Source organism: Nocardioides alcanivorans, from assembly GCF_021555175.1.
In the GTDB taxonomy this organism is placed as follows: Bacteria; Actinomycetota; Actinomycetes; order Propionibacteriales; family Nocardioidaceae; genus Nocardioides; species Nocardioides alcanivorans.
The window spans coordinates 1-25,196 of sequence record NZ_JAKGRW010000023.1; the positions used below are offsets into that span (position 1 = coordinate 1).

General features: G+C 69.3%; 24 protein-coding genes and 4 pseudogenes. 18 read left to right on the forward strand and 10 right to left on the reverse strand.

The genetic code is table 11. The features are described from left to right. Window positions 1-595 (reverse strand): hypothetical protein (locus L1066_RS13045; protein WP_235736738.1); only part of this gene is annotated, 595 nt, incomplete at its 3' end. 13 nt (window positions 596-608) lie between these two features. Between L1066_RS13045 and L1066_RS13050 the strand changes: the two genes are divergently transcribed. From L1066_RS13050 to L1066_RS13060, 3 genes are all read left to right on the forward strand, one after another. Then, the gene (locus L1066_RS13050; RefSeq protein ID WP_235736739.1) at window positions 609-923 is read left to right on the forward strand and encodes a hypothetical protein; all 315 of its coding nucleotides are present in this window, start codon (window positions 609-611) and stop codon (window positions 921-923) included. A gap of 100 nt (window positions 924-1,023) precedes the next feature. Continuing rightward, window positions 1,024-1,221, forward strand: a complete 198-nt coding sequence (locus L1066_RS13055; protein ID WP_235736740.1) for a hypothetical protein — start codon at window positions 1,024-1,026, stop codon at window positions 1,219-1,221. After that, a complete protein-coding gene (locus L1066_RS13060; RefSeq protein ID WP_235736741.1) occupies window positions 1,218-2,405 on the forward strand; it encodes a DUF5719 family protein in 1,188 nt (395 codons plus the stop codon). Before L1066_RS13055 ends, L1066_RS13060 begins: the two co-directional genes overlap by 4 nt. Here the strand turns inward: L1066_RS13060 and L1066_RS13065 are convergent, their stop codons facing one another. Further along, window positions 2,406-2,657, reverse strand: a complete 252-nt coding sequence (locus L1066_RS13065) for a helix-turn-helix transcriptional regulator (RefSeq protein WP_235736742.1) — start codon at window positions 2,655-2,657, stop codon at window positions 2,406-2,408. 100 nt (window positions 2,658-2,757) lie between these two features. Here L1066_RS13065 and L1066_RS13070 point away from each other — a divergent pair, with 100 nt between their 5' ends. Then, on the forward strand, window positions 2,758-3,396 hold the full coding sequence (locus L1066_RS13070; RefSeq protein WP_235736743.1) for a CpaB family protein: 639 nt from the start codon (window positions 2,758-2,760) through the stop codon (window positions 3,394-3,396). Beyond that, the gene (locus L1066_RS13075; protein ID WP_235736744.1) at window positions 3,393-4,625 is read left to right on the forward strand and encodes a CpaE/TadZ family protein; all 1,233 of its coding nucleotides are present in this window, start codon (window positions 3,393-3,395) and stop codon (window positions 4,623-4,625) included. The genes L1066_RS13070 and L1066_RS13075 overlap by 4 nt, the downstream gene beginning before the upstream one ends. Here L1066_RS13075 and L1066_RS13080 read toward each other — a convergent pair. Next, window positions 4,615-5,829, reverse strand: a complete 1,215-nt coding sequence (locus L1066_RS13080; protein WP_235736745.1) for a hypothetical protein — start codon at window positions 5,827-5,829, stop codon at window positions 4,615-4,617. The genes L1066_RS13075 and L1066_RS13080 overlap by 11 nt on opposite strands. A gap of 224 nt (window positions 5,830-6,053) precedes the next feature. On the opposite strand from L1066_RS13080, the gene L1066_RS13085 reads away from it, so the two are divergent. The 5 genes from L1066_RS13085 to L1066_RS13105 all read left to right on the forward strand — a co-directional run bounded on the left by L1066_RS13085 (window position 6,054) and on the right by L1066_RS13105 (window position 10,647). Then, window positions 6,054-7,523, forward strand: a complete 1,470-nt coding sequence (locus L1066_RS13085; protein ID WP_235736746.1) for a WS/DGAT/MGAT family O-acyltransferase — start codon at window positions 6,054-6,056, stop codon at window positions 7,521-7,523. Further along, window positions 7,520-7,939, forward strand: a complete 420-nt coding sequence (locus L1066_RS13090) for a DUF6912 family protein (RefSeq protein WP_235736747.1) — start codon at window positions 7,520-7,522, stop codon at window positions 7,937-7,939. The genes L1066_RS13085 and L1066_RS13090 overlap by 4 nt, the downstream gene beginning before the upstream one ends. 27 nt (window positions 7,940-7,966) lie before the next feature. Then, window positions 7,967-9,601: an L-glutamate gamma-semialdehyde dehydrogenase gene (gene pruA, locus L1066_RS13095; RefSeq protein WP_235736748.1), complete on the forward strand. Its 1,635-nt coding sequence runs from the start codon at window positions 7,967-7,969 to the stop codon at window positions 9,599-9,601. 51 nt (window positions 9,602-9,652) lie between these two features. Next, window positions 9,653-9,862: a hypothetical protein gene (locus tag L1066_RS13100; RefSeq protein WP_235736749.1), complete on the forward strand. Its 210-nt coding sequence runs from the start codon at window positions 9,653-9,655 to the stop codon at window positions 9,860-9,862. Window positions 9,863-9,942: 80 nt separating this feature from the next. Next, window positions 9,943-10,647, forward strand: a complete 705-nt coding sequence (locus L1066_RS13105) for a hypothetical protein (protein ID WP_235736750.1) — start codon at window positions 9,943-9,945, stop codon at window positions 10,645-10,647. 16 nt (window positions 10,648-10,663) lie between these two features. Here L1066_RS13105 and L1066_RS13110 read toward each other — a convergent pair whose 3' ends face one another. From L1066_RS13110 to L1066_RS13120, 3 genes are read right to left on the reverse strand one after another with little or no spacing between them, the layout of a single operon-like run. Continuing rightward, the gene (locus L1066_RS13110; RefSeq protein WP_235736751.1) at window positions 10,664-11,146 is read right to left on the reverse strand and encodes a DUF2505 domain-containing protein; all 483 of its coding nucleotides are present in this window, start codon (window positions 11,144-11,146) and stop codon (window positions 10,664-10,666) included. Continuing rightward, window positions 11,146-11,619 (reverse strand): DUF2505 domain-containing protein, encoded by a 474-nt coding sequence (locus L1066_RS13115; protein WP_235736752.1) that lies wholly within the window; start codon window positions 11,617-11,619, stop codon window positions 11,146-11,148. The genes L1066_RS13110 and L1066_RS13115 overlap by 1 nt, the downstream gene beginning before the upstream one ends. Continuing rightward, window positions 11,616-12,083, reverse strand: coding sequence for a DUF2505 domain-containing protein (locus L1066_RS13120; RefSeq protein ID WP_235736753.1), 468 nt, complete (start codon window positions 12,081-12,083; stop codon window positions 11,616-11,618). Before L1066_RS13120 ends, L1066_RS13115 begins: the two co-directional genes overlap by 4 nt. On the opposite strand from L1066_RS13120, the pseudogene L1066_RS13125 reads away from it, so the two are divergent. The 6 genes and pseudogenes from L1066_RS13125 (at window position 12,082) to L1066_RS13145 (ending at window position 19,997) form a co-directional block, all read left to right on the forward strand. Beyond that, a pseudogene (locus L1066_RS13125) lies at window positions 12,082-17,028 on the forward strand (NAD-glutamate dehydrogenase). The gene L1066_RS13120 and the pseudogene L1066_RS13125 sit on opposite strands and share 2 nt — an antisense overlap. An 87-nt stretch (window positions 17,029-17,115) precedes the next feature. Then, window positions 17,116-17,244 (forward strand): annotated as a pseudogene (locus L1066_RS28650) (ATP-binding cassette domain-containing protein); the annotation flags it as partial. Between the two features lie 59 nt (window positions 17,245-17,303). Further along, window positions 17,304-17,984 (forward strand): ABC transporter ATP-binding protein, encoded by a 681-nt coding sequence (locus tag L1066_RS13130; RefSeq protein ID WP_235736754.1) that lies wholly within the window; start codon window positions 17,304-17,306, stop codon window positions 17,982-17,984. Beyond that, the gene (locus tag L1066_RS13135; RefSeq protein WP_235736755.1) at window positions 17,981-18,193 is read left to right on the forward strand and encodes a TadE/TadG family type IV pilus assembly protein; all 213 of its coding nucleotides are present in this window, start codon (window positions 17,981-17,983) and stop codon (window positions 18,191-18,193) included. The genes L1066_RS13130 and L1066_RS13135 overlap by 4 nt, the downstream gene beginning before the upstream one ends. Before the next feature lie 58 nt (window positions 18,194-18,251). After that, window positions 18,252-19,097, forward strand: a pseudogene (locus L1066_RS13140) (ABC transporter permease); the annotation flags it as partial. 3 nt (window positions 19,098-19,100) lie between these two features. Beyond that, window positions 19,101-19,997 carry an SDR family NAD(P)-dependent oxidoreductase gene (locus L1066_RS13145; RefSeq protein WP_235736757.1) on the forward strand — a complete coding sequence of 299 codons (897 nt, stop codon included), beginning with the start codon at window positions 19,101-19,103 and terminating at the stop codon, window positions 19,995-19,997. Here L1066_RS13145 and L1066_RS13150 read toward each other — a convergent pair. Together L1066_RS13150 and ku are read right to left on the reverse strand one after the other, a co-directional pair. Beyond that, entirely contained in the window at window positions 19,981-20,469 is a 489-nt protein-coding gene (locus L1066_RS13150; RefSeq protein ID WP_235736758.1) for a hypothetical protein, read from the reverse strand. The two genes, L1066_RS13145 and L1066_RS13150, sit on opposite strands and share 17 nt — an antisense overlap. A 45-nt stretch (window positions 20,470-20,514) precedes the next feature. Continuing rightward, window positions 20,515-21,453: a non-homologous end joining protein Ku gene (gene ku / locus L1066_RS13155; protein WP_235736759.1), complete on the reverse strand. Its 939-nt coding sequence runs from the start codon at window positions 21,451-21,453 to the stop codon at window positions 20,515-20,517. A gap of 747 nt (window positions 21,454-22,200) precedes the next feature. Between ku and ligD (L1066_RS13160) the strand changes: the two genes are divergently transcribed. Further along, window positions 22,201-23,145, forward strand: coding sequence for a non-homologous end-joining DNA ligase (gene ligD / locus L1066_RS13160; protein ID WP_235736760.1), 945 nt, complete (start codon window positions 22,201-22,203; stop codon window positions 23,143-23,145). Then, window positions 23,138-24,027, forward strand: a pseudogene (gene ligD, locus L1066_RS28655) (non-homologous end-joining DNA ligase). The gene ligD (L1066_RS13160) and the pseudogene ligD (L1066_RS28655) overlap by 8 nt, the downstream one beginning before the upstream one ends. Window positions 24,028-24,048: 21 nt before the next feature. Here the strand turns inward: ligD (L1066_RS28655) and L1066_RS13175 are convergent. Both L1066_RS13175 and L1066_RS13180 read right to left on the reverse strand, forming a co-directional pair. After that, entirely contained in the window at window positions 24,049-24,963 is a 915-nt protein-coding gene (locus tag L1066_RS13175) for an exopolysaccharide biosynthesis polyprenyl glycosylphosphotransferase (RefSeq protein WP_235736763.1), read from the reverse strand. Next, window positions 24,924-25,196, reverse strand: a 273-nt coding sequence (locus L1066_RS13180) for a hypothetical protein (protein ID WP_235736764.1), incomplete at its 5' end; no start/stop codon positions are given. The genes L1066_RS13180 and L1066_RS13175, both read right to left, overlap by 40 nt.

Genomic DNA, 25,196 nt, shown 5'->3' on the forward strand with positions numbered 1-25,196 from the left:
ATCGGGCTTTCCACCCGTGCTCCTGCTGCCGGGCGCCGCTCGGCATGGCCCAGCACGACACCGCCGGGCTGCTCACCGAGGCGGGCCGCCGATGCCAGTGCCCGACGGCTACGAACTGCTTCTCGGCCGCCTGCCCGGTGAGGCAGCACCCGCATGGATCGGCATCGTTCTCCTGGTCGGTGCCCCGCTCGCGTTGGTGCCTTCGCGCAGCCGACTGACGGTCTCGGCCTGCTGGGTGGTCGCCGCGTTGTCCGGCAGCTGGGCGCTCCTGGTCAGTCGGGTGCGTGTCGAGCTCCCGCCCGGCGAGGTCGGTAGTCAGCCTCGGGTTCCCCCTGGTGCTCTGCCAGCTCGCCCTCGTATCGCTGCGTGCCTGCTCGCGCTGCATGCCCTCACCGCCGATGCCGGTCGCCGCACCGGTGGGAGCCGACAGCGGATCGTTGCGGCAGTGCTGATGGTCGCGGTCGCCGTGGTGCCGGTCGGTGGCTTCGCCTGGTGGTTCGCTGCCGACTCGGTGCTGGGCGACCCGCCGAGTTCCGACGTCCCGGCCCACATCGCCGACTCCGCGGCCGACGACCCCGCCCAGGGCGTGCTCCATCGTCGACGGCACCATGACCGACGGTCTCGTCTGGCAGGTCCAGCGGGGAGACGGTGTCACTCTCGGAGAGCCGGAGATCCTCGCCCTCACCACCCCGGACGAGGGTCTCAACAACACCGTCGCCGACCTCTTCACCGATCCCGAGGCCGACGTGGTCGAGGCCCTGGCCGGGTACGGCGTCCAGCACGTCGTGCTCGGCCCCGGGCGATCCCACCGCCATCGAGGTGCTCGACTCGGCCGGCGGCCTCACGCGCGCCAGCACGTCCGACCGCGAGGTCTCCGCCTGGACCGTGGCCACGCCGGTGCCCGCCGACGCGATCGACGGTGAGGGACCGGTCTGGCTGCCGTGGTTGATCGCCTTCCAGACAGTCGCACTGGTCGTGGTGCTGGTGCTGTGCGGTCCGGCGAGGAGGGAACGCGCATGAGTCGTGCATCTGGCCGGAGAGTGGCCGACCGGCCTGCCCGGCAAGCGCCTCGGCCTGCCTCGGATCGGGCCCGACCTGGTCATCGGGCTGGTCGCGGTGCTGGTCACCGGCGCCACCTTCGCGACCGTGGCCGAACGTTCGGCTCCCCAGCCCGACGAGGCCCGAGCCCCGGAGCCAGCCAGCTCACGGAGGCCGTCGTGACCTGTCCCGACGGGCGCAGCGTGACGGTGGCCCAGCCCGTCACCGTCGACGGTGAGGGTGAGCTGATGCTCACGTCCGGGAACCGCGACCCGATTCCGGTGGACCTGGATTCCGGCAGCAGCGTCACACAGGACGTCGACGGGCCGTCGGTGTTGCGTGCCACGGGAGCACTGGCGCCCGGGCTGCTCGCTGCCACCCAGCGAGGCAAACAGCGCGCAGAGTGTGTCGTGCCCGGGGGCGAGTGGTGGTTTGCGGCTGCCGGGGCCGGAGGCTCCCACGTCTCCACCGTCACCTTGACCAACCCCGACGACTCGCCGGCGATCGTCGACCTCGACGTCTGGAACGCCGACGGTCCGGTCAGCAACGACGCCGTCCGCGGCATCGCGGTTGCCGGCGGCGCCACCGTGACTCGTGACCTGGCCGAGCTCGTGCCGGGGCGTGACGACGTGGTCGTGCGGGTGGTGGTGCGTCAGGGGCGCGTCGGCGCCCACGTCACCGATGAGCAGACGGCGAGCCCTGAGAGCTCGCCGGTGTGGCACCCGTCGACGGCGGCCCCCAGCACGCGCGTGGTGATTCCGGCGGTGCCGAAGGGCAAGCTGACGCTCGTGGTCGGCAACACCGGCGACGAGTCGGCCCGGGCCCGGATCCTGGTCTCCGGTGCCAGGAGCGAGTCGGTGCCGCTCGACCTCGATGCCGTCCCGGTGCCGGCGGGCGAGGTGGTCTCGGTCGAGCTCGACGCCAACACCCGCAAGCTGCTGCAGTCCGGTGAGGCGAGCCTGGTCGTGGAGAGCACGGCAGCGTTGGTGGGCTCGGTGCGCGGCACCGTCGGTGGTCGCGGCGCCCTCACCCTGGGGGCAGTCGACGCAGCGGCCCGGCGCTCTGCGGTGGTCCTTCCCGACCTGCCCGATCGCACCCTCGTCCTGTCGGCCGTGGAGCGTGCCACCGCGGCGACCGTCCACTTCATCGGCGCCGATGCGTGGCAGGGGCGCCTCCAGCCCGGAGTGAGCACCGCCGTACCCGTGCCCGACGGTGCCTCCATCGCGTGGGTCGAGACCGACTCCCCGCACCTCGGAGCAGTGCGTGGCCAGGGTCCGGCGGCGATCAACTGGCTCCCGCTGCGCGAGCTTCGCGAGGACCGACTCGTTCCTGCGGTGCGGCCCGACCAGCTGCGCACCGACCGCTGATCACTTGAACTCGTCGGCCTCGTCGGTCGCTGCCTCGGCGAAGGGGTGCTGGGAGACGTAGGTGCGGGCCTCGTCGTACATGCGCGCGATGTAGGCCTCGAGCTGCTCGGCCTCCACCCGCCACTGGCCGCGGCCGCCGATCTTGATGGCCGGCAGGTCACCCCGCCGGACCAGCGCATAGACCTGTGCGGCGGAGGTGTTGAGCACCTCGGCGACGTCGGGGAGCGTGAGGAAGCGGGGCGTTCCGGCCATGGCACCACTGTGCCACCCGGGGTCGCCCCCGTGGGGCACGGGCTCCGAAGTCTGTGGACGAACGCGTGACGAATCATCCGAATGAGGTGATGATGAGGCGGTGAGCGTCGATCTCGGGACACCGCAGGCACCGCGTGCTGCCCGGGCACTCCTGCCCGGCTGGCGCGATCCACGACTGTGGATCGGGCTGGTCCTCGTGGCCGGCAGCGTGTTGCTCGGCGCTCGACTGCTCGGCACCGACTCGAGCACCATGGAGGTGTGGGTCGCTGACCGCGACCTACAGGTCGGGGAGCAGGTGAGTGCCACCGATCTTCGGCTGACCACCTTGGACGGCCTCGGTGACGAGGTCGAGAGCACCTATTTCCTGCAGGGGGATGACCTGCCTGCCGATCACGTGGTGACGCGGGCGGTCGGCGCCGGCGAGCTGTTGCCGCGGGCCGCCCTCGGCGAGGGAGTCACGGGCAACGTCGAACTGGCCGTCTGGGCGCCGTCGGTCGCCATCCCCAGCGGGGTGCGGGCTGGCTCGGTCGTCGACGTGTGGATCACCGACGAGGAACGGGGCGCCCGGTTGGCGCTCGACGACGTCACCGTCATCGACGTGCCGATTCCCAGTGGCGACTTCGGGCCGAGCGGTGACCGCCAGGTGGTGCTCTCGGTGCCGACCGAGTTCGAGCAGGTGCTGGGCGACGTGCTCGCCGCGGCCCATGCCGGCGCCGTGTCGATCACGAGGCGCAGTTGAGCAGCCCTGCCCCCACCTGCTTGCTGCTCCTCGCTGCCGGGGCCGCGTGGGAGGAGATCGCGCTCCGGGTGATCGGGCCGGGCACGGGAGTCGTGGTGGTCAAGCGCTGCATCGACCTTCACGACCTCTTGGCCAGCGCGACGTCGAGGCAGGCCGACGTCGCGGTGGTCGCCGCCTCGGCCGAGGGCTTGGACCACGGTGCTGTCGACCACCTGCACCGGGCCGGAGTGGCTGTCGTGGTGGTCGCGGAGCACGCTCGGGAGAACACCGTCGAGCACGGTCGTCGCGCAGGCGTCGACCTGGTCCTCGACGAGACCCAGGTCAGCGACCTCCCCGACCGGGTGCGTGGCCTTCGCAGCGCCACGGGGAGCGATGACCTCGACGCGATGCCCACCGGCCCGGTCCGGTCCCGAGGGACGGCACCTGCGGTTGCCGTGTGGGGACCCACCGGCGCTCCGGGGCGCACCACGGTGGCGCTGGGGGTGGCCGGGGCGCTCGCCGCCCGCGGGCAGGACCCGTTGCTGCTCGACCTCGACCCGTACGCCGGCACGGTGGCCCAGCACCTCGGCGTGCTCGACGACGTCTCCGGTCTCCTGGCGAGCAGTCGCCGATTGGTGGCGGGAGACCTGACGAGTGCATTCGTGGCGCTGCAACGTCGCGGTGCGGGAATGAGGCTGCTCACCGGATTGCCGCGCGCCGACCGCTGGACCGAGCTGACCCACGGCCTGGCCGAGGAGCTCCTCCAGCTGGGGCGCCGGCAGGGCCCCGTGGTGGCCGACCTCGGCTGGTGCCTCGAGGAGGACCGGGCTGCCGTGCACACCGGGCGCCCCGGCCGACACGACCTCACCCGTGACGCCGTCGCTGCTGCCGACGTGGTGCTGGTCGTGGGCACGGCCGACCCCATCGGGTTGACCCGCCTGGTGCGCGCCCTCGCCGAACTGCGCGAACAGACGGTGGTGACGACTCCCCATGTCGTGGTCAACCGGATGCGGCGCAGCCTGGGCTGGGAGCCGGGGCAGGTCGCCGACCTGCTCGGCCGGTGCGGGCCGCTGCACGGCATCAGCTTCCTGCCCGATGACCGCGGCACGCTGGACCGAGCGATGGTCGCCGGCCGTGGCATCACCGAGTTGGGCGAGAGCGATCTCAGCAGAGGCTTCGACGCGCTGGTCGACGCTGCCCTGCCGGGCATCCCCGCCGGTGTGAAGCGGCGTCGGTTGCTCAGGCGCTGAAGAGCAGCACGAGACCACCGACGGTGAAGCAGACCATCACCACCAGCATCGACAGTTGTCCCGTCAGCTGGTGACGCTTCGGGAGCAGCTCGAGGGCCCGGTCGTGCGCGGCGATCACGCCGAAGATGTGCCCGACCACCACTCCCAGCACCTTGATCACCGACAAGGCGGTCGGGTGTGAACTGAGCACCATCCACTCGGTGCGGCCAGCCAGGCCGAGCAGGTTGCTGCCGTTCACGTAGGGGTCGTTGAGGTGGAGCATCGTGGTCTGGCCGTACTCGACCAGGAAGCTCAGGTAGTGGGCCACGAAGTAGCCCACGATGATGGGCACCAACGAGTGCGCGTAGGCGCTGGGCAGCCGCCACCGGTCGTCGGGATGGTTGACGCCGGTCAGCACGCTGGCGGTCACGAAGAGCCCGGCCACCAACCCGATCAACCCGATCAGGCCGAGGAGGTTGAGGAGGTTGACCGACACGTCGTTGCTGAGGACGAAGCGGGTCCACGTCGGCGAACCCTTGAAGGAGTCGAAGGCGGTCGAACCCAACAGCACCGAGGTGACGGCGACCAGACCCGGGTCGCGCGGCGTGTGTGACAGGTTGGCGAGCGGTGAGCGCACCACCAGGTTGCCGCGGTCGTCGCGCTGCCACGGCGAGAGTCGACCGACCAACGTGGACAGGGCCTCGAAGGGGTCGGCCTTCGCCATGAAGCTGCTGCCGTAGACCGCACCACCGACGATCATGACGCCGAGATAGAGCGCGAACCACAGTCGCACCGGCCCGATCTCGTTGCTGAACGGATAGACCAGCTCGAACCACACGAACGCGAAGAGTCCGAGGGCAGCCGGCCACAATCCCAGCCGGGCCGGGTACTCACGCAGCCCCCGGTCGGGGTCGGAGCCGGTCGCCCGGGCCAGCAACCAGCTCAGGGTGCGCGCGGGCGAGATGGCCTTGTAGAACGACCCGAAGAGCAGTGAGAGCGGCACGATGCCGACCCAGAGCCAGGAGAAGAAGACGCCGAAGACCGGGTTGAGCAGCGAGTCGCCGCCGAAGATTGCGGCAGAGGCGACGAAGAGGAAGAACGCGAAGCCCAGCGTCCGCGTCGCTGCCGTGAAACGAGGACTGTCCACGATGCGCGTCAACGTGGAGTTGGCGGGTCGACCCGACTCCTTGGCGTAGCGCGGCGTGCGCCATGCCAGGGCCAACACGGAGAACGAGATCGCCAGGGCAGCGCAGCCCCTGCGACGGCGTACTCCACTGGAATGGGCAGGTCGGCAGAGCCGCCGACCCCGTGGGCCATGAACCTCATCGGTTGGTGCACCTCATCAGCACAAGGATGTGGACCTGCGGCCCACCGGTCACAACGTCTGCAAGAATCCCATGCATCCGGTTACCGGCCGGTTCCGGGGCAGGGGAAGGGCAGCACCACCACATGACGCAGCGACTGCGAGCCAGCGACCTGGCCCTGTTGGCCGAGGAGTCGGCGTCCACGCCCATGCACAACGCGACGCTCGAGGTGTTCGACCCCGCGGGTTCCGGCTTCGACTACCGGGCGCTGGTCGAGCTCGTCGACCGACGCATCGCCTTCGTGCCGCGCTACCGCCAGGTGCTGCGGCAGGTGCCGGGCAACCTCGCCAATCCGGTCTGGACCGACGATCCCCGTTTCGACCTGGCCTTCCACGTACGCCGCTCCGCGCTGCCGCAGCCGGGCACGATGGACCAACTGCGTGACCTCGTCGGGCGGATCGTCTCCCGGGTGCTCGACCCGCACCGTCCGTTGTGGGAGATGTACCTGATCGAGGGGCTCGAGGGTGGCCGCGTCGCGGTGCTGTCGAAGTCCCACCAGATCCTGGTCGACGGTGTGCAGACGGTCGACCTCGGGCAGGTCCTGCTCGACACCTCGGCGGAGCCCAAGGATCTCGAGCACGACGACTGGCAGCCGCGTCCGATGCCGTCCCAGCTGGGATTGGCCGTCGATGCGGTGACCGAGTCCGTACGTCGCCCACGCACCCTCCTCGCCACCTCACGTGGCGCCGTGGCCCGCCTCGCGCACAACACCGACAAGGCACGACAGCGCGCCTCGCTCGTCGCCAATGCGCTGGCTGGGCGCCGACCTGCTCCGGAGTCGCCGATCTCCGGCGAGGTCACGGGGCAGCGTCGCCTGGTCATGGTGCGCACGGTGCTCGAGGACTACCGCACGGTCCGGGGCGCGCATGGGACATCGGTCAACGACGTCGTGCTCGCCACCGTCACCGGGGCGCTGCGCAACTGGCTGCTCGCCCGGGGAACCCCGTCGACGGCGATGCGCGGGTTGCGCGCCATGGTGCCGATGTCGGTGATCGACGACGACCTCGAAGGCACCTCGCTGGGCACCCAGGTCACGCCGCACCAGGTCACCTTGCCGATTGGCGAGGCCAGCCCGTTGGTGCGGCTGCACCAGGTCTCCTACGCCTTCAAGGCGCATGCGGAGACCGGCCGCAGCGTCGCGGCCAACCGGCTCGCCGGGATCGCTGGCTTCGCGCCGACCACCTTCCACGCGCTGGGGTCCCGGGTCGCCGCCGCCGCACCCCGCAACTCGCACCTGACCATCACCAATGTGCCCGGGCCACAGTTCCCGCTCTATGCAGCAGGAGCCCGAATGCTCGAGACCTACCCGGTCCAGCCACTCCTGCAGGGCCAGACGCTCGCGATCGGAGTGACGTCGTACGACGGGGCGGTGCACTACGGCATCACCGGTGACCTCGACGCGCTGCCCGACCTCCCCGTGCTCGGCCAGTGCATCACCGAGGCGTTGGAGGAGCTCGTCGACAACTCCACCGGCGCGCGCCAGCGTGCGCCACGCGGCCGCAAGAAGGCGGCGAAGCCGTCCGCCCAGGACATCAGCCGGAAGGGCACCTCATGAGTCATCGCATCTATCTCCCCCTCACGGGCGCAGAGCTCGCCGACCTGGTGACCGAACGGCGGCTGGAAGGTCCGCGCGCGGCGTACGCCGTCACGGACGCCCTGCGCAGTGCGGTGCCCGACGGAGACGACGACGACTTGGAGTACGTCGCCATGGCGGCGGCTGCCGATGCGTCCTGGCAGAGCCGGCGCGACGGCGACCGGCCGCGGCGCGTCGTGGTGGCCGCCGACGTGTCCGCGATCGATGCAGTGTCCGGGGAGCACCCGGCGGAGGTGGTCGTCGCGCACGGCGTGGTGTGGCGCAACGTCGCCAGCGCCCACGTCGACACCGCGGACGTCACGGCCGCAGAGGCCGAGAGCGACGATGCACCCGATCTGGCGTGGTTCGCCACGCAGGAGTTGGCGACCCTCGTTTGATCGGGTGATGCGTGTCACCATCGGGAGATGGATGCCATCACCCAGCCCCCGGTTCCCACCAACGAGCCGAACCTGACCTATGCGCCGGGCAGCCCCGAACGGGATGCGTTGCGCGAGGAACTCACCCGGCAGACCCGTCGCCAGCGCACCCTCAAGGCCCACATCGGCGGGCGCCGCCGCAACGGTGGGGGTGCGGACGTCACGGTGGTGCAACCGCACGACCACCAGCACGTGCTCGCCACCTTCAAGGCTGCGACCCAGAAGGATGCACAGGCTGCCATCAAGGCAGCCGCTGCCGCGGCTCCCGAGTGGCGGGCCCTGTCGTTCGACGACCGGGCCGCGATCATCCTGCGTGCCGCCGACCTGCTCGCCGGACCGTGGCGGCAGCGGATCAACGCCGCGACGATGCTCGGCCAGTCGAAGACCGCGTTCCAGGCCGAGATCGACGCTGCCTGCGAGCTCATCGACTTCTGGCGCTTCAACGTGCACTACGCCCGGCAGATCCTCGCGGAACAACCGATCGCGAACAGCGCCGGTGTGTGGAACCGCAGCGACCATCGGCCGCTGGAGGGCTTCGTCTACGCGATCACACCGTTCAACTTCACCGCCATCGCCGGCAACCTCCCCACGGCGCCGGCCCTGATGGGCAACACCGTGCTGTGGAAGCCGTCGACCAGCCAGCAGCTCGCCGCGTCCCTGACCATGGAGCTGCTCGAGGAGGCCGGGATGCCGCCGGGGGTGATCAACATGCTCCCCGGGCACGGCGCTGACGTCTCCGAGGTCGCGCTCGCCGACCCGGGGCTCGCCGGCATCCACTTCACCGGCTCGACGGGCACGTTCCAGCACCTGTGGCAGCAGGTCGGCGCGCACATCACCGACTACCGCGCCTATCCGCGGATCGTGGGGGAGACGGGCGGCAAGGACTTCGTCGTGGTGCATCCCTCCGCAGACCCCGACGTGGCGCGCGTGGCGCTGCTGCGTGGAGCGTTCGAGTACCAGGGCCAGAAGTGCTCCGCGGCTTCGCGCGCCTACGTCGCCCGGTCGGTGTGGGAGCGCATCGCCGATGACTTCCTGGGAGAGGTGGATGCGCTGCCTGTGGGCGACGTACGCGACTTCTCCCACTTCATGGGTGCCGTCATCGACGAGCGCGCCTTCGCCAAGCACAAGGTGGCGATCGACCGCGCCAAGCGGGTGCGCAGCCTCAAGGTCGTCGCCGGTGGCGGGTACGACGACGCGGTGGGTTGGTTCGTCCGGCCGACCGTGCTGCTCGGTACCGACCCCAGCGACGAGGCCTTCACGACGGAGTACTTCGGGCCGATCCTCGCGGTCCACGTCTTCGACGACGGCGACTACGAGACGGTCGTGCGGCAGGCGGAGTCGGCGACACCGTATGCACTGACCGGTGCGGTGATCGCGCGCGATCGAGCCGCCATCGCCTGGACCAGCGAGACGTTGCGCTTCGCGGCCGGCAACTTCTACGTCAACGACAAGCCCACTGGCGCCGTGGTGGGGCAGCAGCCCTTCGGCGGCGGTCGGGCCTCGGGCACCAATGACAAGGCGGGTTCGGCCAGCAACCTGTTGCGGTGGACCTCGCCGCGTTCGATCAAGGAGACCCTCGTCGCGCCGACCGATCACCGCTATCCCCACATGGCGGTCGACTGAGCTCGAGCCAGGCTGAGTCGCCGACCGACGACGTGGGAGACTGGGGTCGAGATGCTGACCGAGATCCTGCCCCTGCACATGGGAGCCCTGCATGCCTACGAGCAGTGGCTCGTGGTGGCGATCGCCTTCGGCCCGTTCCTCCTCCTCGGTGTGGTGATCGCCATCCGGCGTCGCCAAGACCTGGCGGAGGAGGAGCGCGAGCAGATGTCGGAGGAAGCGGTCGCTGGTCGCGTCGATCCCGACGCCCGTCCACCCGACTGATCGCGGTGCGTACGCAGCAGGACGTCTTGGACCAGGTCGTCGAATCCGTCGCTGGACCCGTCCGCGTGAGGTGCCGTCCGATGGGTGCCCACCTGCGCGACATGACGGATGCGCCGTTGCTCCGGCTGCTTCACTGGACCAGCACCGTTCCCGGGCTCCTCGGGTTCACGGGCCTGTGGCTCCATCGCGTGAAGTACCGGCGGCAGTGGGAGGTGATCGCCGAGCCCATCGGGGACGTCACACGTCGGCTCCACCTCACCGAGCTCCACGAGAAGGTGGCGATGGCCGTCTTCGACGAGCTGATCGCCTGGGTCGTCGCGGAGCGCCCGTTGACCGAGTTCCGCTCTGCGCCCAGTCGGCCACGCGGGGACCGCACGGTGCCCCGCCGCTGGCAGGAATGGCCGTCGCAAGGGCGCGTGGGGCGGGCGCGGGTCGGAGCGAGCGACGAGTACTACGTCTTCGTGTGGCCGGAGATCGACGGATGCTGGGGACTCCGCACGTCGAGCGGGATCGACGAGGTCCGGCCCGGAACGCGCTGGTTGGACCAGCGGATCCGGACGGAGGGGATCGAGTGGATCGCCGTCGTCGAGGACGGCGAGATCGAGCGCCGGCTCTTCGGGCTGCGGCCGATCTACACCAGCCGGTTCGAGGATCTCTCGGTGTTCCGCAGGCTCCGTGCGAGGTTTCGGCAGCTGGGCGCCCAGGACGTGCACACGGCGATCGCGGCCTGGGAAGCTCGGATTCGCCCGAATCCGAGCCCCCGCGCCGACGCCCCCGAGGGCTGAGTCACGAGAGCGGGGGTCACCGTGAGCCGGACAGCCACTCCGCGCCCACCCGGCCCTGGATCTTGAGCAGGTTGCCCATCACCTGGCAGATCAGCCTCTCCAGCTTGCCCCCGACGAGCGGGATCGAGACCTTCACGTCGGCGACCACGGTCTGAACCGTCTCCTCACCGTCGGGAGCAAGGCTGATGGTGCCGTTGAGGCTGCCGGGCTTGCCCGTCATGACGACCTTGAGCTGTCCCTCCGTCTCGGAGACGTAGAGCTCCTCCTGGAGGATCGGCATCTCGTCACCGACGACCTTGCGCACGAAGCCGGGCAGATCGGCGGTCGGGGCGGCAGAGGCGACGACTGACAGGATGCCCTCGGGCTTGCGCTCCACCGTGACGTGCCAGCTGCTGGCGCCGGCTTCCTCGGCGACCTTCTCGCGGAACTCCTTGGAGACCAGCATCGCGTGCACGTCGGCGACAGCAGCAGGGAAGCGGATCTGCTTCTCGAAGCGCATCAGGCCCCCGCCAACCAGGTCCGACCGGTCTGCTCCTCGACCTCGAGGGTCTTCTGCAGCTTCTCGGCGATGAGCTTGGCGATCTTGCCACCCACGAGCGGGATGTTGACCTCGACCTCGAGCACCACGGTCTCGACCACCCGGTCCCCGTCCTGTCGGACGTCTGCGGTGCCGGAGATGTTGCCCGGCTTTCCAGGGATGGTGACGGAGATGTCGCCGTGAGGTCCGGTCCACGTCTCGGTCTGCACGATCTGCAGGTCGGCCCCGACGAACTTCTTGGCGAAGCCGGGGATGTTGCCGGCGTCCTGACGTTGGTCGACGACCACCGTCGTCCCGTCGACGGTGACGGTGCGCGCCAACATGTGCTTCTGGGCATCGCACACGGCTTCGCGGAACGCGGGTGTCATCAGCATGGCCAGGACGTCGTCGACGGTGGCGCCGGCGTACACGAGCTCGTGCTTGACGGTCGTCATCGCTCACCTGCCAACCAGGCGGCGGCCACGGCGTGCTCGGCCTCGAGACCGTCGTTGAACTTGCCGGCGATGAGCTTCTCGATCTTGCCGCCGATGAGGGGGATCTTGGCCTTCGCCTCGCAGTCGAAGGTGTCGAGGGTGCCGTCGCCGTCGGCGACCAGGGTACGAGTGCCCTTGATGGAAGCAGGCTTGCCCGGGGTGTCCACGCCGAATGCGGCGCTCTCTCCGTCCCACTGCTCGGTGACGACGGACCGGGTCGTGTCCCCGGCGAATGCCTTGGCGAAACCGGGGATGTCGGTGTTGGGCTGTTCCTGGTCGATCCTGACGGAACCGCCGTCGACCGTCACCTCGAGGTGGGTGGAGCCCTGCGCCCGTGCCGCCTTCTCGCGGAAGCCGGCGTCGGTCAGCATGGCGAGCACGTCGGCGACGGGAGCGTCGTAGCGCGCAGAGTGTGTGAATCGCATGTCCCACATCTTCCACCATCGGACCGGATTCGGATGGTGGGGTGTTGTCCGTCACAACACTCGGACCTACGGTGGAGGGGTGCCCAAATCCGTGGACGAGACCAAGGCAGATCTGATCGAGCGAGCCACCGAGGTTGCGGTGGCCAGACGCAAGGCCGGGGGTCCCGATGCCGAGGCGGTGCGGGCCCTGCTGGCGGCCTACTACCGGCACGTCCCGCCCGATGACCTCGCTCTGCGTGGGCCGGTCGATCTGTACGGCGCACTGGCGTCGCACCACCGCTTCGCCGAGACCAGGCCCCAGGGACGAGCGCTCGTGAAGGTCTTCACGCCGACCGAGTCGGAGAACGGGTGGTCGGCCGAAGGACGTACCGTCGTGCAGGTCGTCACCGACGACATGCCCTTCCTCGTCGACTCGGTGTCGATGGAGCTGGCGCGGGGCAGGCACGACGTGCAACTCGTGATCCACCCGCAGCTCGAGGTGGTTCGCGACATCACCGGTGAGCTGCAGTCGGTCGGGGTGGCGGACGACCGGGTCGCCGACACCCGCGACGCGTGGGCGATCCGGGAATCCTGGATGCACCTCGAGATCGACCGGGTGGCTGACCCGGCCACGATGCAGGCGATCGAGAGTGGCCTGCTCGATGTGCTGCGCGACGTACGCGATGCGGTGGAGGACTGGGAACGGATGCGCGAGCGGGTGTTCGCGATCGTCGACGACCTCGAGTCCGACCCGCCGCCGGTCTCGGAGGAGGAACTGCGCCAGGGACGCGAGCTGCTGACGTGGCTGGTCGACGACCACTTCACGTTCCTGGGCAGTCGTGACTACCGTCTCGACGAGGACCCTGACGAGGAGGGCGCGCTCCGGCTGACCGCGGTGCCCGGCAGCGGGTTGGGCATCCTGCGCTCCGATCCCGAGGGGGACAGCGCCTTCGGCCGCTTGCCTGCGCCCGTCCAGGAGAAGGCGCGTGACAAGGAGTTGTTGGTCCTGGCCAAGGCCAACTCCCGGGCGACCGTGCACCGCAACGCCTACCTCGACTACATCGGCGTGAAGGTCTTCGACGACTCCGGCGAGGTCGTGGGGGAGCGGCGGTTCCTCGGGCTCTTCTCCTCGGCTGCCTACGCCGAGTCGCTGACTCGGATCCCGTTGCTGCAGGAGAAGGTCACGGCGGTGATGGACCGGATCGGCCTCGAGCCCGGGAGCCACGCGGGCAAGGCGCTGATGGACACCCTCGAGCACTATCCGCGCGATGAGCTCTTCCAGACCGCCGTCGACCAGCTCGCACAGATCAGTGAGTCGGTGCTGCACATCCGCGACCGGCGACAGCTGCGGCTGTTCGTGCGTCGGGACGCCTACGGGCGCTACTACTCGTGCCTCATCTACCTGCCCCGCGATCGCTACAACACCGCAGTGCGGCAGCGCTTCTCCTCGATCCTCCAGCAACGGTTGGGTGGGGAGTCCGTCGAGTTCACCGTGCGGGTCAGTGAGTCCCACCTGGCGAGGGTCCACTTCGTGGTACGCCCACCTCGTGGCGAACTCGTGCAGGACGTCGACCTGATCGACCTCGAACGCCGCCTCACCGAGGCCGCACGGTCGTGGGACGACGACTTCGTGGCCGCGGTGCGCAACGAGTACGGCGCGGTGCGCGGCGTACAGCTGGGTCGGCAGTACTGCGAGTCGTTCCCCGAGGCATACAAGGAAGACTTCAGCCCGGTCGTCGGCTCGATCGACCTCGGGCGCCTCGAGGCGATCGAGGGCGCCGAGGGCATCGACCTCTCGTTGCACGAGGGGGTCGACCACGAGCCCGGCGAGGCACGTTTGAAGGTCTACCGCGTCGGGGCGCCGCTGTCGCTGAGCCAGGTGCTGCCGATGCTCAGCTCGATGGGTGTCGAGGTGGTGGACGAGCGTCCCTACGAGTTGCTGGGGCTGCCGCGTCCGACCCACATCTATGAGTTCGGGCTCCGGCACCCGGTCGAGCTGCCGCCCGAGTCTCGCGAGCTCTTCCAGGACGCGGTGCGCGCGGTGTGGGCCGGACGCAGCGAGGTCGACGCCTTCAACGCGCTGGTGCTGACGGGGCAGCTCACGTGGCGACAGGTCTCGCTGCTGCGGGCCATCGCGAAATACATCCGCCAGGGCGGGAGCCCGTTCAGCCAGGCGTCCGTCGCCGAGGCGCTGCGGAGCAACGTCGGCCTGACCCGGCTGCTGGTGGAGCTGTTCGAGGCGCGGTTGACCCCGGGCGGGGCAGCCGACGATCCGGAGCGGGTGGCCCGCACCGAGGCCGTCGAGGAGAAGCTGCACCATGCCCTCGACGACGTGGTCTCGCTCGACCACGATCGCATCCTGCGCGCCTATCGGTCCGTGATCAGGGCCGTGCTGCGCACCAATCACTACCAGCCCGATGCCGACGGCAGCCCCAAGCCCTACCTCTCGCTCAAGCTCGACCCGCATGCCATGGCGGAGCTGCCGGAGCCGCGACCGACCTACGAGATCTTCGTCTGCTCGCCACGGGTGGAGGGGTGCACCTGCGCTTCGGCTCGGTCGCCCGTGGTGGCCTGCGTTGGTCGGACCGGCGCGATGACTTCCGTACCGAGGTGCTCGGTCTGGTCAAGGCGCAGATGGTGAAGAACACCGTCATCGTGCCGGTGGGGGCCAAGGGCGGGTTCGTCGCCAAGCAACTGCCCGACCCGAGCGATCGCGAAGCGTGGTTGACGGAGGGCATCGCCTGCTATCGCACCTTCATCTCCGGACTGCTCGACGTCACCGACAACCTCGTCGCCGGAGAGACCGTGCCGCCACGCGACGTCGTACGCCACGACGGAGACGACTCCTACCTGGTCGTTGCGGCAGACAAGGGCACCGCATCGTTCTCCGACATCGCCAATGCGGTCGCGAAGGACTACGGCTTCTGGATGGGGGATGCCTTCGCCTCCGGTGGCTCCGTCGGCTACGACCACAAGGGGATGGGCATCACCGCGCGTGGCGCGTGGGTGTCGGTGCGTCGCCACTTCCGTGAGCTGGGCGTCGACTGCCAACGTGAGGACTTCACCTGCGTCGGGATCGGTGACATGTCGGGCGACGTGTTCGGAAACGGGATGCTCTGCTCGGAGCACACCCGGCTCGTGGCCGCCTTCGACCATCGCGACATCTTCATCGATCCCACCCCCGATGCGGCGACGTCCTACGCCGAGAGACGGCGACTCTTCGAGCTGCCGCGCTCGTCGTGGCAGGACTACGACCGGTCGTTGATCTCCGAGGGGGCGGGGTCTTCCCGCGATCGGCCAAGTCGGTGCCGTTGTCTCCACAGATGCGTGAGGCTCTCGGCATCGAGGACGACGTCACGTCGATGACCCCCAGCAGCTGATGCGAGCGGTGCTGACCGCGCCTGCTGACCTGTTGTGGAACGGCGGCATCGGCACCTACGTGAAGGCGTCCGACGAGACGCAGGCCGATGCCGGCGACAAGGCCAACGACCCGATCCGTGTCGACGGCAACGAACTGAGGGTGCGGTGCGTGGGGGAGGGCGGCAACCTGGGCATGACCCAGCGCGGCCGGATCGAGTACGCCGCAGCCGGTGGTCGGATCAACACCGACTTCATCGACAACTCAGCCGGGGTCGACACCTCCGACCACGAGGTGAACATCAAGATCCTGCTTGACCGTGTCGTCGCAGCAGGTGACCTGACCGGCAAGCAGCGCAACGAGCTGCTGGCTGCCATGACCGACGACGTCGGCGCCCTCGTGCTGCGCGACAACTATGAGCAGAACCTTGCGCTGGCCAACGCGGCGGCGCAGGCGCCGGCCCTGCTGCACGTGCACGAGGACTGGATGAAGGCGCTCGAGAAGCGGGGAGTGCTCAACCGAGCCCTCGAGGCGCTGCCGGAGACGCGACAGGTGACCCGACTGGCGGAACGCGGTCAGGGGCTGCGGTCTCCGGAGCTCTCGGTGCTGCTGGCATGGACCAAGATCCAGCTGGCTGCTGACCTGGTCGACACCGATCTTCCCGATGACCCGTGGTTCCACCAGTCGTTGGTCGACTACTTCCCGCCCGCGATGCGGGAGCGCTTCGCCGAGCAGATCGCCCAGCACCCGTTGCACCGCGAGATCGTGGTCACGCAAGTGGTCAACGATCTGGTCAACGGCGCCGGGATGACCTACTGGCCGCGGCTCGCGGCGGAGACCGGCGCCGACGTCGCCGAGCTGACCCGGGCCAACTTCGTCGCCCGCGCGGTGTTGGGCGCCGGGGAGTTCCGCGCGGCGGTGGACGCCCTCGACAACCAGGTGCCGGCCGAGACCCAGACGGAGCTGCGGTTGGCGATGCGCACGCAGGTGGAGCGGGCGTCACGGTGGCTGGTCGGCAATGCACGCACCCCTGACGACATCGCCTCCTTGGTGGCGCGGTTCACCGAGCCCACCCAACGGCTGCTGGGCGAGCTGCCGGACCTCCTGCCGGCAGGCACCGCCGAGGAGCAGCGGGACGAGCAAGAGCTCTGGATCGATCGCGAGGCCCCCGAGGGACTGGCCGCGCGGGCGTCGTTGCTGCCCTTGGCCGTGTCGTTGCTGTCGGTCGTCGACACGTCGTTGCGCACGGCGGTCGCGGTCGAGGAGGTGGCCCGGGTGCACTTCGCCCTGGGTGAGTCACTGGTGCTCGACCAGCTGCGCCAGCGCATCGAGCAACTGCCGCGTCGTGACCGTTGGCAGTCGCTTGCCCGTGGGGCGTTGCGCGACGACCTCCAGGCCGTGCACGCGAAGCTGACCGCCGACGTACTCGCCTCGACCGAGCCGGAACAACCGGCGATCGAGCGGGTGGCGGCGTGGCGCGAGGCTGCCCCGTCGAGCGTGGACCGGTCGGTCAAGGTGCTGACGGAGATCTGCGCGGAGGAGGAGACGGATCTCGCCAGGATGTCGGTGGGGTTGCGGCTGGCGCGGAGCCTGACCACCGATCGTTGAACGCTGCCGCGCCGGGTTGCCTCCGTCGCGTCGGGGACAGGCGTTAACGTGCTGGGCATGGTAGCTATCGAGGTCTCGGGCCTCAGCATGCAGTACGGCGATCTGCGAGCGGTCGATGACGTCACCTTCTCGGTGGCGGAGGGTGAGTTCTTCGGCATCCTCGGACCCAACGGCGCAGGCAAGACGACGACGTTGGAGATGATCGAGGGGCTACGCAGGCCCGTCGCCGGCACCGTGGAGGTGCTGGGGAGTCCCCGTGGCCGCGCAACGCGACGTTGCTGCCACGGATCGGCGTCCAGCTGCAGGCGTCGGCCTTCTTCGAGCGGCTCACTGCGCGCGAGCAGATCCACACCTTCGCCTCGTTGTACGCCGTCCCCGCGGCCACTGCGGACGAATGGCTGGAGCGGGTGGGGCTGGCCGACAAGGCCGACACGCGCACCGAGAAGCTCTCAGGCGGCCAGGCGCAACGGCTGTCGATCGCCTGTGCCCTGGTGCACGACCCCGACGTGGTCTTCCTCGACGAGCCGACGGCGGCGCTCGACCCGCAGGCGCGACGCAACCTGTGGGAGCTGCTCTCCGGGCTCACCGACTCCGGTCGCACGGTCGTGCTGACCACGCACTACATGGACGAGGCGGAGGTGCTCTGCGATCGCGTCGGCATCATGGACGCAGGCAGGATGCTGGAGCTCGACACTCCGGCAGCGTTGGTCCGGGGCCTCGACGCACCGGTGCGAGTCGCCGTCGCCAAGCACCTGCTGGAGCCGGAGACGGCTGAGCGGGGGCCGGCCGTCGACTCCGTGGAGGTCGACGACAGCAATCTGGTCCTGACCACGAGACAACCTTCGACCTTGCTCCCGTGGCTGGCCGAGCGACAGGCGCTGGAAGGTCTGCAAGTGCGTGGGGCGACGTTGGAGGACGTGTTCCTGGAGTTGACCGGACGGGAGTACCGCGCATGAGCACCACGACCACCGACACCCCCACCACCAACAAGCCGTCCCTCAACAGTCAAGGCACTGCGTTCCGGTCACTGTCGGTGTCGATCGCCAAGGGATTCCTGCGTGACAAGGGCGCGCTCTTCTTCGCGCTGATCTTCCCGTTGATGTTCCTCGTGCTCTTCGGGGGCTGCTCAACACCGATGAGGCGCCGAGGTCCGACATCGTGCTGATCGGCGACGTACCGATCTTCGATGACCTCACGGGGGCGCCAAGGAGGCCTTCGACTCCACCTTCGAGGTGAGCCGCACCGATGATCGCGACAGTGCGCTGGAAGACGTGCGCAAGGGCGATCTCGACGGTGCCGTGGAGATGGACGGCAACCGGGTCATCGCCCACTTCACGGCGGCCGACGGGCAGGGCGGTTCGCGTACGGCGGGCACCCTTCGGGCGTTCGTCGACCAGGCCAACGTGGCGGCGTCGGGTGCGCCGCCGACCTTCGAATACGTGCCGGTGCAGGTGGAGGACGAGGAGCTCAGCGCGATCCAGTTCGTCACGCCAGGGCTCCTGGGGTGGGCCGTGGCGATGAGCGCCGCCTTCGGTGCCGCTGCGACCCTGCAGGGTTGGCGCCAGTCGAAGCTGATGCGTCGCCTGCAACTGTCGCCGGTGAAGACGCCCACCATCGTTGCTGCCCGGGTGTTCGTCACCATCGCGATCGCGCTGGTGCAGATGGCGATCTTCCTGGGGCTCGGCAAGCTGGCCTTCGGGCTGCAGCTCGACGGATCGTGGTGGATGGCGATCCCGCTCGTCGTGGTGGGCACCTTGTGCTTCATGGCTGTCGGGCTGTTGGCCGGCGCGATCGCGAAGACCACCGAGGGGGCAGTCAACATGGCCAACTTCTTCGTGTTGCCGATGGCCTTCCTGTCCGGGTCGTTCTTCCCCCTCGACGTGGCGCCCGACTGGCTGCAGACGGTGGCCAAGGCGTTGCCGCTCTATCACCTCAACCAGGGCATGCTCGACGTGATGGTGCGCGGCGAGGGAGTGCTGGCGGCGTTGCCGGCGATCGGGATCCTGGCGGCCTTCACCGTGGTGGTGTGCCTGTTGGCGGCGAAGCTGTTCCGATGGGAGACGGTCTGAGTGGTGGGGTTGCTGTGGCAGACGCCGGCGGTGCTCCTGCGCCGCTTGACGGAGGTGGTCGCGGGACGACGGGAGAGCCCGTTGCTCGGCCGCACCGTCATGGTGACGGGAGCCTCGTCAGGCATCGGTGAGGCAACCGCCCACGAGGTCGCTGCTCGAGGTGGGCGGGTGCTGTTGGTGGCGCGTCGCGTCGATGAGTTGGAGCGGGTGCGGCGGGCGATCGAGGAGCGCGGCGGGGAGGCGGAGGCGTGGGCAGTCGACCTCACCGACGCCGCAGCCGTTGACGCCTTCGTTGCCGAGGTGCTCGCTCGACATAGCGCCGTGGACCACCTCGTCAACAACGCGGGGCGCTCGATTCGACGGTCGCTCGACCTCTCCTACGACCGCATCCACGACTTCGAGCGGACGATGGCGATCAACTACTTCGCCCCGCTGCGGCTGATCCTCGGGCTGCTTCCTGCGATGCGTGCCCAAGGGTTCGGCCACGTGGTCAACATCGTCACCTGGGGTGTGCAGATGAAGGCGCCCAAGTTCTCCGCCTACATTGCCTCGAAGACGGCGCTCGACACGTTCTCGCGGATAGCTGGGCGAGAGACCTACGGCGACAACGTCACGTTCAGCAACGTCCGTCTGCCCCTCGTCCGCACCGGGATGATCGCGGCCACGGAGGCCTATGCCACGGCACCCGCGATGTCGGTCGAGCAGGCCGCACGGATCGTCGTACATGCCCTTGAGGAGCGTCCGATCACCGTGTCGGTGCCCGTTGCCCGGGTTGCCGAGGTGGCGAACCTGCTGGCTCCCCGGTTGACGGACGCGGTGGCCTGGGCGGCGTCGCGGAGGTTCCCGGACTCGGCCGCTGCTCGCGCTGGCAACGCCGGCGACCTCACTGCGCCAAGGTGACGCCTGCGGGGATGGCAAAGACCTGCACCCGGACCGGCGCCCACGCACAGACGTAGTCGTCGGTCTTGCGTACTCGATAGGTCACGGTGCCGTCCTCGATGGACGCCTCGCCTGCGTTGGCGCATTCGCTGAACCCGGCGACGAGGAGCGCGGTGGTCGAGGTATCGATGGTCTCGAGTGCGTCCTCCCCGGCGAACTGCTCCGGGAGACCCGCGACGAACTGCGCGATCCGTGGACCCTCGATGAGGCGAGGCTGCATGTGGCTGTTCAACCATTCCGACTGGTCGCGGGCCGTCGACTCCGACCAGGAGACGAGCTCCGCGGGCTGCTCCGGTGCAGCCGTCCCGGTCTGGCCGGTCGAGGCGGTGCGTGTCGGTCGATCAGGGGTGGTGCCTGGGGTGTCGTCGTCCTCCCCGCACGCTGCCATCGGGAGCAGGAGCGCCAACAGGACGAGGGCCGGGAGGATCTTCATGTGCTTCTGACGGCTGGGGCGTGCGTGTGGTTCCGGCTGCGGGCCTCAGCTGGCCTCCTTCTTGGGTGTCGCCTTCCTGGACGGGGCCTTGTCGGACGCTGCCTTCTTCGCGGCTGCCTTCTTGGTCGTCTTCTTGGTGGCCTTCTTCTTGGCAGTGGTCTTCTTGCCTGCCGCGTCCGTGTCGTCGTCGGCCTTGTCCGCGGTGGCCTCTCCTCGCGCCTCCTTGGCGGCGTTCACGGATTTCTGGAGTGCTGCCAGCAGGTCGACGACCTCGCCGGAGCTCTTCGTAGCAGTGGGCGTGCGGGTCACCTCGCCGCCCTCGAGCTTGGTCTTGACGAGCTCCTGGACCGCAGCGGCGTAGTCGTCGTGGAACTCCTCGGGCTCGAACTCGCCGGCCAGCGTCTCCACGAGCATGCGGGCCATCTTGATCTCGGACTCCTTGACCTCGCCAGCATCGATCTCGAAGTCGGGGGTCCGGATCTCGTCGGGCCACATCATCGTCTGCAGCACGATCACGTCGTCACGCACCCGCAGCACCGCCACCGACGTACGCTGCCGGATCGCGATCGTCACGACGGCCATGCGGTCGGCGTCCACGAGGGCTTGGCGCAGCAGCGAGTAGGGCTTGACGCCGGACTTCTCCGGCTCGAGGTAGTAGGACTTCTCGAAGAGCATCGGATCGATCTGGTCGCTGGGCACGAACTTCTCGACGGAGATCTCGCGGCTGGAGACCGACGGCAGGTCAGCGAGGTCGTTGTCGTCGAGGATGACCATCTCCCCGTCTTCGGTCTCGTAGCCCTTCGCGATGTCGGAGTAGGGGACCTCCTCACCGTCTATCGCGCAGACCCGCTGATAGCGGATCCGCCCACCATCAGCAGCGTGCACCTGACGAAACGACACGTCGTGGCTCTCGGTCGCCGAATAGAGCTTGACCGGCACCGAGACCAGCCCGAACGACACCGCGCCCTTCCAGATTGCCCTCATGTCTCCACACTACGGCTCCCCACACCCACGCCGCGAGGCTCGACCCCTGTCGTTGGTCGAGCCCGCCCTCGTTGGTCGAGCCCGCCCTCGTTGGTCGAGCTTGTCGAGACCAGCGTGCGTTGGTCGGGCGCGCTGTCGTTGGTCGAGCTTGTCGAGACCAGGTCGTGTTGGTCGAGCTCAACCCTCGTTGGTCGAGCTTGTCGAGACCAGCGCGCGTTGGCGGGGCGCGCTGTCGTTGGTCGAGCTTGTCGAGACCAGGTCGTGTTGGTCGGGCGCGCTGTCGTTGGTCGAGCTTGTCGAGACCAGCCCTCAGTGCCCCTGCCAGGTTGCGTGGTTGAAGGGGCTCAAAAGGGGTCGGGTTGAACCTGCCACTACGCAAAGTCGTCGAAGCTCTCGGCACCTCCCAGAGCCACATCAGCCGCATTGAGCGCGGAATCACCCTCGACCGCGACTTCACCAACCGCTACCGAACCTGGCCCTTTGTGGCTTGACATCAATAGGAGCATCACCGCCGCCCCACCAGGGACGACAACCGGTTCCCGTCCACGGGACCCAGCCTCCCGAACAGCACTGACACCATGACCCCATCAGCGCACCATCTCGCCTACGGTCGACAACAGGCCCACCGCCGGCGGCTGGATGGGATCCGGCCACATCGCCCTCCATCCGGGCGCCCTCGGCCACGATCTGGGCGCTCTCGGCCACGATCTGGGCGCTGTCGGTGGGGCGGGCCTCTACGATGCGTGCATGCGCCCGATGTTGGCCACTCGTGGCGACCACGTTCCGACGGGCTCGGGGTGGTCGCACGAGGTGAAGTGGGACGGGATGCGGATTCTCGCCGACCTCGCGCCCACTCGGGCGCCGCGCCTCTTCTCCCGCAACGAGAACGACGTGAGCCCGGCATGGCCGGAGCTCGGCGGGTTGCCGCGGCGTGATCTGCTGCTCGACGGTGAACTCGTCGTGCTGGTCGACGGTCGCCCCGACTTCGGTGCCCTCGCCAACCGAATGCATGCCCGTGACCCCCGTCGGACCGCCCGGTTGGCGGCCACCACGCCCGCGACGTACCTCGTCTTCGACCTGCTGCGCCTCGACGGGCGTGACCTGACCGGAGAGCCGCTGGAGGTACGTCGTCGCGCACTCTCCGAACTCGACCTGGCCGACATCCACTGGCAGGTCCCCGGCACCTACGACGACGGCGACCTGCTCTGGCAGGCGACGAAGGACCAGGGCCTCGAGGGGATCGTCAGCAAGCGCTTGTCGTCTCGCTACGAGGCAGGGACGCGGAGCCGGCAGTGGCTCAAGTTCCCGCACCGCGCCCGGACCTCATGGGTGGTCGGTGGGTGGCGTCCCGAGGTCGGATCCGCCCACCGCCTCGCCGCCCTGCTGGTGGGTGAGCCCACCCGCGACGGGCTGCTTTTCCGGGGCCGGGTCGGCAGTGGCATCGCTGGCAAGGTCGGCCCGCAGCTGCTGCAGCTCCTCACCCCGCTGACGTGCGGTCAGTCTCCGTTCGTGGATGAGGTCCCCGCCATCGATGCGGCGGGCACCCGATGGGTGGAGCCGCAGGTGGTGATCGACGTCGAGACGCTCGGGATCGGCGCGGGTGGGCGGCTGCGGCAACCCTCCTTCCGGGGCGTGCGCAGTGACCTGACACCGGAGGACCTGACACCGGAGGACCTGCCGGCCGATGACTGAGATCCGGGCCGAGATCGACGGCCGCACCCTCAAGATCACCAACCTCGACAAGGTGCTCTATCCGCTGACCGGCACCACCAAGGCCGAGGTGCTCGACTACTACGTCCGTATCGCCCCCGTGCTGCTGCCGCACCTCGCTGGCCGCGCGGTGACCCGCATCCGCTGGCCACACGGAGTGCAGGACTCCTCCTTCTTCGAGAAGAACCTCCCAGCCGGTTCGCCCTCCTGGCTGGGCCGCGCGAAGGTTCCGACCACGGGATCGCGCGGGGGTGATGCGGGCGAGCTCACCTTCCCCGTCATCGACGGCGTCGCGCCGCTGGCCTACCTGGTCAACCTCGCCAGTCTCGAGCTCCACGCCCACCAGTGGACCGTCGACGTCGACGGTGAGCCGCAGCCGCCCGATCGACTCGTCATCGACCTCGACCCGGGGAGCCCGCCGGGCTGACCGACTGCTGCGAGGTGGCGCTGTTGGCGCGCGACGCACTCGCGGAACGGGAGCTGCCGGCCTACCCGGTCACCAGCGGCAGCAAGGGCCTCCACCTCTACGCCCCGCTCGACGGCACCCTCGACCCGGCCGGCGCCACGGACCTCGCGCACGAGGTGGCCGACGAGCTGCAGGCTGCCCACCCCCGGCTCGTGACGGCCACGATGACCAAGGCCCGACGCTCCGGCAAGGTCTTCCTCGACTGGTCACAGAACGCCGGTTCCAAGACCACCATCTCGCCCTACTCGCTGCGCGGCCGCGAGCGCCCGTGGGTCGCCACTCCACGCACCTGGGAGGAGATCGAGGCCGGAGCCGACGACCCGCTGGAGATCGAGCAGTGCCTCTTCACCGAGGTGCTCACGCGCGTCGAGGAGTACGGCGACCTCTTCCTTCGGTGACGTCACGTCCGACCTCGAGGCTCAGTAGGCGCCACGATGTCCGAGCACGGCTCCGACGGTGCGCATCAGGATCCGCAGGTCGAGCCCCGGGGTCCAGTTGTCGACGTAGTCGAGATCGAGCCGCACCGTCTCCTCCCAGGACAGGTCGGACCGGCCGGAGACCTGCCACAGGCCCGTCATGCCGGGCCTGACCGCGAGGCGACGGTGCACGTCCACCGCATAACGCGCAGCCTCTTCGGGCAGGGCAGGTCGGGGACCGACCAACGCCATCTCGCCGCGGAAGACGTTGACGAGCTGGGGCAGCTCGTCCAAGGAGTAGCGGCGTAGCACCTTGCCGACCCGCGTGACGCGCGGGTCGCGTCGCAACTTGAAGAGGAACTGGTCCTCGGAACGGTCCAGCTCCGCGGGCTCGTCGGTCATCGTGCGGAACTTCAGCATCGTGAAGCGACGTCCGCGTTCGCCGACCCGTTGCTGGCGGAAGAACATCGGCCCGGAGGAGTCGATCCTCACTGCGAGAGCCACGAGCGCCAGGACCGGGGCGAGTGCCAGGAGCATGAGACCCGCCGTGATGCGACCCAGGGCCTGCAGCACGCTGCGGCGGATGCTGCGCAACTCGCTGTGCTGCAGATTGACCAGGCTCAGGCCGCCGTGGGTGGCGAAGTGCGTGCGAGCCCCGCCGACCCCGACCAGTCCCGGTGCCAGGTGAAGGTTCCGGCCCTGGTCAGCCAGACGCCAGGCCAGGTGCCGCATCTGAGCAGGCGACAGGTGCGAGCAGGCAAGCAGGACGACGTCATCCGCCTCGGTGCGCCCGGCAGCCGCAGCCACCTCGTCGAGGGTCGACCGGCAGCGCCCGACCACCGTCACCCGGTCGCCCAGGACCCGTTCGAGTTCTCCAGTCATCCGCTCGGCCGCATCGTCGTGGCCGGCCAGCAGCACCCGACGCGTGGCATTCCGTTCAGCCGCCCACCGCCGGGGAGGGCACGCAGGGTGAGGTCGAGCGCGGCGGTGGCCGCCACGACCAGCACCAGCAGCACCGGGGGCATGGTCGACCGGTGCCCAGGCGGCTGCCGCAGCAGAAGCAGGGCACGGCCGGCGGCAGCCCTGACTGTCGAGACCGACATCCTGCTGCGCAGGAGGTGCGTCTCACCCACACTGCGCAGCAGCAGCGG